This is a genomic window from Streptomyces rhizoryzae, from assembly GCF_023155275.1.
Lineage (GTDB): Bacteria > Actinomycetota > Actinomycetes > Streptomycetales > Streptomycetaceae > Streptomyces > Streptomyces rhizoryzae.
On sequence record NZ_JALMUV010000008.1, the window covers coordinates 132148 to 143728 of the forward strand.

Below are 11581 nucleotides of genomic sequence, written 5' to 3' on the forward strand. Positions count from 1 at the left end.
AGGGGCCCTGCCGTGCAGGCCCTCATCGAGAACACAGGGAGCAACCGGAATGGGTTCGGTTCGCGTAGCCATCGTCGGCGTGGGCAACTGCGCCGCCTCGCTCGTGCAGGGCGTTGAGTATTACAAGGACGCCGACCCGGACAGCCGCGTGCCCGGCCTGATGCACGTGCAGTTCGGCGACTACCACGTCCGCGACGTCGAGTTCGTGGCCGCCTTCGACGTCGACGCGAAGAAGGTCGGTCTGGACCTCGCGGACGCCATCGGCGCCAGCGAGAACAACACCATCAAGATCTGCGACGTGCCGCACTCCGGCGTCCAGGTCCAGCGCGGCCACACCCTCGACGGCCTGGGCAAGTACTACCGCCAGACGATCGAGGAGTCCCCCGAGGCCCCGGTCGACATCGTCCAGGTCCTCAAGGACAAGCAGGTCGACGTCCTGGTCTGCTACCTCCCGGTCGGCTCCGAGGACGCGGCGAAGTACTACGCCCAGTGCGCCATCGACGCCAAGGTCGCCTTCGTCAACGCCCTCCCGGTCTTCATCGCCGGCACCAAGGAGTGGGCGGACAAGTTCACCGAGGCCGGGGTGCCGATCGTCGGTGACGACATCAAGTCGCAGGTCGGCGCCACCATCACGCACCGCGTCATGGCCAAGCTCTTCGAGGACCGGGGCGTCATCCTGGACCGCACGATGCAGCTGAACGTCGGCGGCAACATGGACTTCAAGAACATGCTCGAGCGCGAGCGCCTGGAGTCCAAGAAGATCTCCAAGACCCAGGCCGTGACCTCGCAGATCCCCGACCGCGAGCTGGGCGAGAAGAACGTCCACATCGGCCCGTCGGACTACGTGGCCTGGCTGGACGACCGCAAGTGGGCCTACGTCCGCCTGGAGGGCCGCGCCTTCGGCGACGTCCCGCTGAACCTCGAGTACAAGCTGGAGGTCTGGGACTCCCCGAACTCCGCGGGCGTCATCATCGACGCGCTGCGCGCCGCGAAGATCGCCAAGGACCGCGGCATCGGCGGCCCGATCCTGTCGGCCTCCTCGTACTTCATGAAGTCGCCGCCGGTGCAGTACTTCGACGACGAGGCGCGGGAGAACGTCGAGAAGTTCATCCGCGGCGAGGTCGAGCGCTGAGGCGCTCCCCGCTCCCTCCCTTCGCCGGCCTCCGGGTATTCCACCCGGAGGCCGGCGGGCTGTGTGAGGCTGGGCCCCATGCATGCGGTGCGTGGTCTGCGCGTCTTACTCCGGCTTCGCGACTTCCGGTCGCTCCTGGCCGCACGGCTCTTCTCGCAGGGCGCCGACGGGGTGTTCCAGGCGGCCCTGGCCACCTTCGTCATCTTCTCGCCCGAGAAGCAGGCGTCTCCTGAGGCGATCGCCTCGGCCATGGCGATCCTGCTGCTGCCGTACTCCCTGCTCGGGCCGTTCACCGGTGTCCTGCTGGACCGCTGGCGCCGGCGGCAGGTCCTGCTCTACGGCAATCTGCTGCGCTCCCTGCTGGCCGTGGCCACCGCCGTGCTGATCGCGGCCCACGTCCCGGACTGGCTCTTCTACGTCTCCGCCCTGTTCGTGACGGCCGTGAACCGCTTCGTCCTGGCCGGGCTTTCGGCCGCGCTGCCCCGCGTGGTGGACGGCGGACAGCAGCTGGTGATGGCCAACTCCCTGGCGCCGACGGCAGGCACGCTCGCCATGACGGCCGGCGGTGGCCTCGCCTTCGCCATCCGGCTGGCCGGTGCCGACGTGGACGCGTTCGTCCTGCTGCTGGCCGCGCTCCTCTACCTCTGCTCCGCGCTGACCGCCCTGCGGATGCCACCCCAGCTGCTGGGCCCCGACCCGTCGGTGCTCCAACCCGGTCTGAGGGACGCGCTGTTGAGCACCGTGCGGGGGCTGGCCGACGGGCTGCGCCACCTCGCCGCGCGCCCCGTGCCGTCCCGGGCGCTCACCGTGATGACGGTGGTCCGCTTCTGCTACGGCGCGCTGACGGTGATGGTGCTGATGCTGTGCCGGTACGCCTGGGCCACGACCGAGTCGGCGGGCCTGGCCCTCCTCGGGATCACCGTCGCGGTGTCCGGAGCGGGCTTCTTCGCGGCCGCGGTACTCACCCCCTGGGCGGTCGGACGGCTTACCCCGTTCGGCTGGATGGCCTGCTGCGCCGCGGCCGGAGCCGTACTGGCACCCGCGCTCGGGCTCTTCTTCCACCCGGTGCCGATGCTGGTGGCCGCGTTCGCCCTCGGTCTCGGCACCCAGGGCACCAAGATCTCCACGGACACGGTCGTCCAGTCCTCGGTCGACGACGCCTTCCGGGGCCGGGTCTTCGCCCTCTACGACGTGCTGTTCAACGTCGCCTTCGTCGGTGCCGCCGCGGTCGCCGCCCTCATGCTGCCGCCCGACGGCCGCTCCGCGGTGCTGATCATCGTGGTGGCCGCGCTCTACGCGGTGGTCGCCGCGGCCCTGGTCCGCTGCGGACGCCGCTGAGCGCCGGCCCCTGGCCGCTGGAGCACCTCGCCGATGCGGCGGCGCCGCGGGAGCCGATACCTTACGGGCGTCATTCACCGTCCGGATCTCGCAGGTCCGGGCACCTCAGCATCGGGGGAAAACCCATGACCACGCCGCCTCAGGGCCCGAACCCGTACGGCCAGCCGCCGTACGGACAGCCACCGTACGGTCAGCAGCTCTACGGCCAGGCTCCGTACCCGCAGGGCCCCCAGCCGCCGCAGGCCCCGTACGGACCGCCGCCGGGCGGGCAGCCGCAGGGCGGTCCGCCCCAGGGCGGGTACGCCTACCCCCCGCAGCCGCAGGCCCCGTACGGGCAGCAGCCGCAGCCGGGCTATCCGCAGGCCCCGCAGCAGCCCTACCCGCAGGGCGGCGCGCCCGTGCCGCCGCAGCCCGCGCCCGCCAAGAAGTCCCCCAAGGCGATCCTGAAGGGCATCGTCGTTGCCGTCGGCGTGATCGTCATCGGCGTGGCCTGGGTGAGCAGCTGGAACGACGCCGATACCGCCAAGGTCGGCGACTGCGTGAAGAACGAAGGCAACGACATCAAGCCCGATCTCAAGGTCGTGGACTGCGGCACGGCCGAGGCCACGTACAAGGTGACGGCCGTCCACGCCAACACCACGGACACGAACCTGTGTCCCAGCGGCACCGTGGCCTACGCGGAGACCCAGCACCGCCGCCGGGCCTCCGACACCCGCTTCGTGCTCTGCCTGCAGAAGACGAAGTAGCGGCGGGGCCGACGGCCGGAACGCCGCAGGGCGGTGTTTCACAGGAAACGGCAGCGCGTCTGCTGCCATGTTTCACGTGAAACACCGCCCCCTCGCCGGGCCGCCGACGTTTCACGTGAAACATCGGCGGTTTCCCGCGGGCCGGGCCGCCGGCGTCCTCAGCTCTGCGCGGCCCACCACTCCTTGAGCGCGGCCACCGCGGCCTCGTGATCCATCGGACCGTGCTCCAGCCGCATCTCCAGCATGTGCTTGTACGCCTGGCCGACCTGCGGCCCGGGGCCGATGCCGAGAATCTCCATGATCGCGTTGCCGTCCAGGTCCGGGCGGATCGCGTCCAGCTCCTCCTGCTCCTGGAGCCGCGTGATGCGCTCCTCCAGCCCGTCGTAGGCCCGCGACAGGGCCGCCGCCTTGCGCTTGTTGCGGGTGGTGCAGTCCGAGCGGGTCAGCTTGTGCAGCCGGTCGAGCAGCGGACCGGCGTCCCGGACGTAGCGGCGCACCGCGGAGTCCGTCCACTCGCCCGTGCCGTAGCCGTGGAAGCGCAGATGCAGCTCCACCAGGCGCGAGACATCCTTGATCAGCTCGTTGGAGTACTTCAGCGCCGTCATGCGCTTCTTGGTCATCTTCGCGCCGACCACCTCGTGGTGGTGGAAGGAGACCCGGCCGTCCTGCTCGAACCGCCGCGTCTTCGGCTTGCCGATGTCGTGCAGCAGCGCCGCGAGCCGCAGCACCAGGTCCGGCCCGTCGTCCTCAAGATCGATGGCCTGCTCCAGGACGGTCAGCGTGTGCTCGTAGACGTCCTTGTGGCGGTGGTGCTCATCGCTCTCCAGGCGCAGCGCGGGCAGCTCCGGCAGCACCCGGTCCCCCAGCCCGGAGTCCACCAGCAGCCGCAGTCCCTTGCGCGGGTGGTGCCCCAGGATGAGCTTGTTCAGTTCGTCACGCACCCGCTCGGCGGAGACGATCTCGATCCGCTCCGCCATCGCCGTCATCGCCTCGATGACCTCGGGCGCCACCTCGAAGTCGAGCTGTGCGGCGAACCGGGCCGCCCGCATCATCCGCAGCGGATCGTCGGAGAACGACTCCTGCGGCGTCCCCGGCGTCCGCAGGACCCGGGCCGCCAGGTCCTCCAGGCCGTTGTGCGGGTCGACGAACTCCTTCTGCGGGAGCAGCACGGCCATGGCGTTGACCGTGAAGTCCCGGCGGACCAGGTCCTGCTCGATCGAGTCGCCGTACGCCACCTCGGGCTTGCGCGAGGTCCGGTCGTACGCCTCGGAGCGGTACGTGGTGATCTCGATGTCGAACGAGCTCTTCTTGCAGCCGACCGTGCCGAAGGCGATGCCGACCTCCCAGACCGCGTCCGCCCACGGCCGGACGATCTTGAGCACGTCCTCCGGCCGGGCGTCGGTGGTGAAGTCCAGGTCGTTCCCGAGCCGGCCGAGCAGCGCGTCCCGGACCGACCCGCCGACCAGGGCAAGCGTGAACCCGGCCTCCTGGAAGCGACGGGCCAGGTCGTCCGCGACGGGCGACACCCGCAGCAGCTCGCTCACGGCACGGCGCTGCACCTGGCTCAGCGCGTTCGCCGGCTCGGGAGTCCGCTCGGGCCGCGGGGTGGGGAAGTCATTGTTGGCGTTCGGCACAACAGAAAAGGGTACGTGGCCGCGCCGCACCCGGCGTCACGTTAATAAAGGGGACAAGCCAGACCTCGGCGCCGCGACGCGATGATCATGTGGGCCGGTCCCCGGCACTACGGCGCGCCGGGCCTCGTTACCATTCGTGGACGCACATTCCGACGACCACTGACGACGACGAGGGACGGGCGAGCGCGTGGCCGATGCGGCAGGGTTCCAGGCGACTGAACGGCCGCGTGGCCGGTGGCTGCGACGGACCGTGACGCTGCTCACCGGAGTACCCCTGCTCGCCGGGATGCTCCAGCTCCCGCACCCCGCGCCCGCCCAGGCGGCCACCAGCGGCTCGCACGCGGTCAGTGTCCAGATCAACGCGATGTCCCCGGCCGCCCCCGGCAAGGACGACACGGTCACCGTCTCCGGCACGCTCACCAACGACACCAAGAGCGCGATCACCGACGCCCACGTCGGGCTGCACCGCGGTGCCGCCCTGAACGACCGCAGCTCGATCGAGGCGGTGACCCGGCGCACCGGGTACACCCCGGGATCCGACGGCAAGGAGATCGGCGACCACACCGAGAAGATCGACAAGCTCGATCCGGGGGCCAGCCGGACCTTCACGGTCAGCGTCCCGGTCAAGGACCTCGATCTCGGCGGCGACGGTGTGTACCCGCTCGGCGTCACCCTGTCCGGCCACACCCCCAGCGCGTCGTACGACCAGGTGCTCGGCATCGACCGGACGCTGCTGCCCTGGCAGGACTCCGCCCCGGCCAAGAAGACCCAGCTCACCTACCTCTGGCCGCTGATCTCCACCACCCACCTGACGGCCGAGACCGGTGCCGACGCCCAGCAGACGCCGGTGTTCCGCAACGACGACCTGGCGGCGGAGATCGCGCCCGGCGGCCGGCTGCAGAAAATGGTCGAGCTGGGCAAGAACCTCCCGGTGACCTTCGTCATCGACCCGGACCTGCTGGCGACCGTCGAGGCGATGACCAAGCCGTACCGGGTGCACGGGCCGGACGGGCCGATGGGCAAGAACCAGTCCGTGGCCATGCAGTGGCTCAACGACCTGGAGAACGCCGTGAAGGGCCACGAGGTCGTCGCCCTGCCGTTCGGCGACCCGGACCTGGCCTCGCTGGCGCATCACGGCAAGAGCGTGCCCAGCGCGCTCAGCCACCTCGGTCCGGCCACCGATCTCGCCTCGAAGACCGTCGACACCATCCTCGGGGTGAAGCCGCGCACCGACTTCACCTGGCCGGTGAACGGCGCGATCGACTCCTCAATCGTCGACGTCGCCACCTCGGGCGGCGCGCACAACGTCATCACCCGCAGCGACAGCCTGCGGGACGCCCAGCTGTCCTACACCCCGACCTCCGCCCGGCCCATCGGCGGCGGCAACACCGCCATCGTCACCGACGCCCAGCTCTCCCGGGCCTTCGAGGGCGATATGTCGAAGTCCCGGAACGCCGGGCTCGCCATCCAGGAGTTCCTGGCCGAGGCCCAGATGATCGGTCTGGAGAATCCGGAGCAGCAGCGCAGCGTCGTCGTCGCCCCGCAGCGCATGCCGTCGGCGACCCAGGCCCAGGCGATGGCCGGCGCCCTGCGCAACCTGGAGTCGGCGGGCTGGACCCAGCCGGCCAAGCTCGGTGACGCGGCCAAGGCCAAGCCCGACCCGGACGCCAACCGCCAGGTCCCCAGCCGCTCCGCGTACCCCTCCTGGCTGCGCCGGCAGGAGCTCCCCACCGACGCCTTCCGGCAGATCGAGGACACCCAGGCCGCGCTGGACGACTTCCAGGTGGTGCTGGCCCAGCCGCAGCGCGTGGTCACCCCGTTCGGCAACGCCATAATGCGCGAGATGTCCACGGAGTGGCGGGGCGACGCCAAGGGCGCGGGCGCGTTCCGCACCTCGGTCCGCGACTATCTGGACGGGTTGACCAAGAAGGTCCGGCTGATCCCGAAGTCGGAGGCGACGCTCTCCGGGCGCAGCGCCACGATCCCGGTGACGGTCCAGAACAACCTGCTCCAGGGCGTCCAGGGCCTGACCCTGCGGCTGACCTCCTCGCAACCCAACCGCCTGGACGTGGGGAAGGCGCAGGAGATCAAGGTGGACGGCGGGCACAGCCAGTCGTTCAAGTTCGAGACCACGGCGAACGCCAACGGCCTGGCCTGGGTGACCGCCCAGCTCTACACCGCGGACGGCAAGCCCTACGGTGAACCGATGACGTTCCGGGTGAACGTCACCGAGATCACCGCCACTGTGATGCTCGTCATCGCGGGCGGCGTCCTGCTGCTCGTCCTCGCCGGCGTCCGGATCTACCTCCAGCGCAAGCGGAGGGCGGCCGAGGCCACCGAGGACGGGGAGAACGGCGAGGACAGCGGCGGTTCCGCCGCGGAGGACAACGACGGCAACGGCGGCAGCACGGGCGGCGAGCGCCCCGAGCAGCCGAGTGACCCCACGCCGGACACCGGATCCGAAGAGTCCGGGCCGTCCGGCTCAGGTGAGAAAGTGGACCGTTGATAGACGACGGGGCCGGACGGCCGGCGACGGATGAGGTGGGGCAGCGATGAATGCGCCGTATGACGGTGGCCGCGACCGGGGCGCCCATGGCGATCCCTCGGGGGCGGTCCCTCCGACGCCGCCGCCGCCCGCGGACCAGGACCCCTACGTCCAGGACCCGTACCGCGACGACCACCGGGCCCCCGGCCACGCCGCCCAGGGCCCGGCCGCCGGGCCGCGCTACGACCACCCCGCGCCCCCGCCGCCCCCCGGCCCCGCACACCCCCTCTACCAGCAGCCGTCCGGGCCGCCGCAGCAGCAGTGGGCCCCGCCCGCGCCGGCGGAGCCGCACGCACCGCCGCACGATCTCGCCTACGGCGACGCCGACGCGACGGTGCAGTTCCCCGGCGGCGACGCGCTGATGGCCCAGGGCGGCGGTGAGCGCCCGGAGCGGGACGCGTTCGCGCACCTCTACCGGGACCAGCAGCAGCCCTACCAGGCCCCGCCCACCGCCCCCGCGCCCATGGCGCAGCAGGCCCCCGCGGTGGTCCCCGGCCCCGAGCCGGTGGTGCAGCAGACCGTCGAGGAGGCCGAGCCGGAGCCCGCGCCCGTGGCGGCGGCCGGCAAGCAGTCGGGCGGCCGCGCCTCCGGGCTGCTGAAGTCCAGCGCCGTGATGGCCGCCGGCACGATGGTGTCCCGGCTCACCGGTTTCGTCCGCTCGGCGCTGATCGTCGCGGCGCTCGGCGGCGCGGTGCTCGGCGACTCCTGGCAGGTCGCCTACCAGCTGCCGACGATGATCTTCATCCTGACCATCGGCGGCGGTCTGAACTCCGTCTTCGTGCCGCAGCTCGTCCGCGCCATGAAGGAGGACGACGACGGCGGCGAGGCGTACGCCAACCGGCTGCTCACCCTGGTCATCGTCGTGCTCGGCGTGCTGACGATATTGGCGGTGTTCGCCGCACCGCTGCTGGTGAAACTGGTCTCGTTCGACATCTCCCGCGATCCGGCGGCCAACGAGGTCGCGGTCGCCTTCACCCGCTACTGCGTGCCCACGATCTTCTTCATGGGCCTGCACGTCGTGATGGGCCAGATCCTCAACGCCCGCGGCCGCTTCGGCGCGATGATGTGGACCCCGGTCCTCAACAACATCGTCATGATCGCCACCTTCGGCCTGTTCATCTGGGTCTACGGCACGGCGAAGACCTCGCACATCGGCGTCACCACCATCCCCGACGAGGGCATCCGGCTGCTCGGCATCGGCACCCTCCTGGGCCTGGTCGTCCAGGCGCTGGCGATGATCCCGTACCTGCGCGACGCCGACTTCACCCTGCGGCTCCGCTTCGACTGGCGCGGCCACGGCCTCGGCAAGGCCGCCAAGCTCGCCAAGTGGACCGTCCTGTTCGTCCTCGCCAACCAGGCCGGCGTCCTGGTCGTCACGCAGCTGTCCACCTGGGCGGGCAACACCGCGGACCGGCAGGGCCACCCGGGCACCGGCTTCATCTCCTACGCCAGCGCCCAGCTGATCTGGAACATGCCGCAGGCGATCATCACCGTCTCGGTCATGGCGGCGCTGCTGCCGCGCCTGGCGCGCTCCGCCCATGACGGCGACACCGGCGCGGTCCGGGACGACATGTCCCAGGGGCTGCGCACCTCGGCCGTCGCCATCGTCCCGATCTCGTTCGGGTTCCTCTCCCTCGGCATCCCGCTGTGCACGCTGGTCTACGGCTCGTCCGGCGCCGGCATCCCGATGGGGTACATGCTGATGGCCTTCGGCGTGGGCCTGATCCCCTTCTCGGTGCAGTACGTCGTCCTGCGCGCCTTCTACGCGTACGAGGACACCCGCACCCCCTTCTACAACACGGTGATCGTCGCGGCCGTCAACGCCGCGGCCTCCGCGCTCTGCTTCCTGGTCCTGCCCGCCCGCTGGGCAGTGATCGGTATGGCGGCGTCCTACGGCCTGGCCTACGTCATCGGCGTCGGCGTCGCCTGGCGCCGCCTGAGCAAGCGGATGGGCGGCGACCTGGACACCCCGCACGTCGTGCGGACCTACGCACGGCTGGCCGGCGCCAGCATCCCGGCCACGATCATCTCGGGCGTGCTGGTGTACGCCCTGATGCAGACCCTCGGCAGCGGATTCCTCGGCTCGCTGGCCGCACTGATCGTCGGAGGCGCCGCACTTCTGGGCGTCTTCTACCTCGCCGCCCGAAAGATGCGCATCGAGGAACTGAACGCGCTGGTCGGCATGGTCAGGTCCAAGCTGGGACGCTGATCGGGCACAACCATCGGCTGCCACCGTGTGTCGTGCATAGTGGCGGACTGTGGGCACAATTGTCTTGGCTCATTGAGCCTGCAACGGATGGGGAGGCAGGAACGACGGTGGCGGAACGGAGCACGGCTGCCGTCGACGTGGCCGACACGAGCGGCGAGGAGCCGCTGACCGCCAAGGCGGGTCAGGCCACGGACGACGGTGCGGAGGCCGAGAAGGTATCCGGCAGGGAACAGGACGCCCCACGCACCGGCGAGGAAGGTGCCAGTGCGGCCGATCCCGAGCCACCAGAACTCCACAGCGGCCACAAGCTCGCCAGACGGTACCGCCTTGAGGAGTGCGTCACCCGTCTGGACGGATTCAGCAGCTGGCGTGCGGTGGACGAGAAGCTCCGACGGGCCGTCGGGGTGCACGTCCTGCCCGCCGACCACCCCCGGGCCCGGCCGGTCCTCTCGGCCGCCCGGTCCTCCGCGCTCCTCGGTGATCCCCGCTTCGTCCAGGTCCTCGACGCCGTCGAGGACAACGACCTGGTCTACGTCGTCCACGAGTGGCTCCCGGACGCCGTCGAGCTGGCCACCGTCCTGGCCAACGGCCCCCTCGAACCGCACGACGCCTACCAGCTCGTCAGCCAGGTCTCCCAGGCCATGGCCGCCGCCCACCGCGAGGGCCTGGCCCACCTCCGGCTGACCCCGGGCTCGGTGCTGCGCACGGAGGCCGGCCAGTACCGCATCCGCGGCCTCGCGGTCATGGCCGCACTGCGCGGCATCACCTGCGAGCACCCGCAGCGCACGGACACCGAGGCGATCGGCGCGCTGCTGTACGCCGCCCTCACCCAGCGCTGGCCGTACGAGAACGACGCCTACGGCCTCACCGGGCTCCCCAAGGGTGTCGGGCTGATCGCGCCCGACCAGGTGCGGGCGGGCGTGCACCGGGGGCTGTCCGAGCTGGCCATGCGGGCGCTGGTGAACGACGGCGCCACCGCGTCCCGCCAGGAGCCGCCCTGCACCACGCCGGAGGAGCTGGCCAAGGCCGTTGCCGCGATGCCCCGCATCCGGCCTCCGGAGACCGCGTTCACGACCCCGCCGCCCTACCAGCGCACGGGTTCCTACGGGCAGCCGGCCGCCCGCAGCGGCCAGGCCGTCAGGGCGACACAGCCGGTGGCCGCACCCCCGCCCCCGCTCCAGAGCCGCACCGGCAAGGCGCTGAAGTGGTCGGTGTCCGCACTGCTGATCGCGGCGCTGGGCCTGGGCAGCTGGCAGCTGGCCGACACCCTGCTCAAGCGGGAGAACGACCCGGACAACCCGGGAAGCTCGCAGACCGCCGGCGGCGCCGCCAAGAAGCCCGACGGCAAGCCGGTCAAGATCGAGGACGGCGCCGAGTACTACCCGGACGGCCAGCCGCAACACCCCGACCAGGCACGGGCCACCTACGACGGCGACCCCGCCACCTACTGGCGCAGCAAGAGCTACCGCGAGGGCCCGGACCTCAACCCGGCCTTCAAGAAGGGCGTCGGCCTGGTCTACGACCTCGGCTCGTCGCAGCAGATAAGCACCGCGTCGATCGGGCTGCACTACGTCGGCGACCACACGACGGTGACGCTCTACGCCGCCAACTCCCTCTCGCCGTCCGAGCCGCTGAGCTCCATGCGCGAGCTCGGTACGGGCAAGACCTCGGGCAGCACCGCCAAGGTCACGCTGAAGTCGCCGGCGAAGGCGCGCTATGTCGTCGTGTGGATCACCGCGATGCCCTACTCGGAGGCCGACGACTACAGCGGCACCGGTTACAAGCAGGGCGTGACGGAGGTCTCCTTCACCAGCTGAACAGGCACGCCGTCCGACGGGGCGCGGCGACGGAATGCGACCGGGCACCGGTCGGCATCCGGCGCCGCGCCCCGTCGCTCCACCGAGATCATTTCCGGTCCGGGAGGTGGCTCGCCCAGCATTTACTTTCGTCACCCGGCGGGCTTCAATGGGACCGAGA

7 protein-coding genes are annotated in these 11581 nt (G+C 71.0%); 6 read left to right on the top strand and 1 reads right to left on the bottom strand.

Annotated elements, in window-relative coordinates; translation table 11 throughout:
- Positions 1–49: 49 nt before the first annotated feature.
- From MUU72_RS09730 to MUU72_RS09740, 3 genes are all read left to right on the top strand, one after another.
- Positions 50–1132 carry an inositol-3-phosphate synthase gene (locus MUU72_RS09730; protein WP_248012763.1) on the top strand — a complete coding sequence of 361 codons (1083 nt, stop codon included), beginning with the start codon at positions 50–52 and terminating at the stop codon, positions 1130–1132.
- Positions 1133–1210: 78 nt separating this feature from the next.
- Entirely contained in the window at positions 1211–2470 is a 1260-nt protein-coding gene (locus MUU72_RS09735) for an MFS transporter (protein ID WP_248012764.1), read from the top strand.
- Positions 2471–2595: 125 nt separating this feature from the next.
- Positions 2596–3216, top strand: a complete 621-nt coding sequence (locus tag MUU72_RS09740) for an LppU/SCO3897 family protein (protein ID WP_248012765.1) — start codon at positions 2596–2598, stop codon at positions 3214–3216.
- Positions 3217–3374: 158 nt separating this feature from the next.
- Here the strand turns inward: MUU72_RS09740 and MUU72_RS09745 are convergent, their stop codons facing one another.
- Positions 3375–4850: a CCA tRNA nucleotidyltransferase gene (locus tag MUU72_RS09745; protein ID WP_248012766.1), complete on the bottom strand. Its 1476-nt coding sequence runs from the start codon at positions 4848–4850 to the stop codon at positions 3375–3377.
- A gap of 250 nt (positions 4851–5100) precedes the next feature.
- Here MUU72_RS09745 and MUU72_RS09750 point away from each other — a divergent pair, with 250 nt between their 5' ends.
- The 3 genes from MUU72_RS09750 (at position 5101) to MUU72_RS09760 (ending at position 11421) form a co-directional block, all read left to right on the top strand.
- The gene (locus tag MUU72_RS09750) at positions 5101–7356 is read left to right on the top strand and encodes a DUF6049 family protein (protein WP_248012767.1); all 2256 of its coding nucleotides are present in this window, start codon (positions 5101–5103) and stop codon (positions 7354–7356) included.
- Positions 7357–7402: 46 nt separating this feature from the next.
- A complete protein-coding gene (murJ, locus tag MUU72_RS09755) occupies positions 7403–9604 on the top strand; it encodes a murein biosynthesis integral membrane protein MurJ (RefSeq protein WP_248012768.1) in 2202 nt (733 codons plus the stop codon).
- A gap of 107 nt (positions 9605–9711) precedes the next feature.
- Positions 9712–11421, top strand: coding sequence for a protein kinase family protein (locus MUU72_RS09760; RefSeq protein WP_248012769.1), 1710 nt, complete (start codon positions 9712–9714; stop codon positions 11419–11421).
- Positions 11422–11581 lie beyond the last annotated feature (160 nt).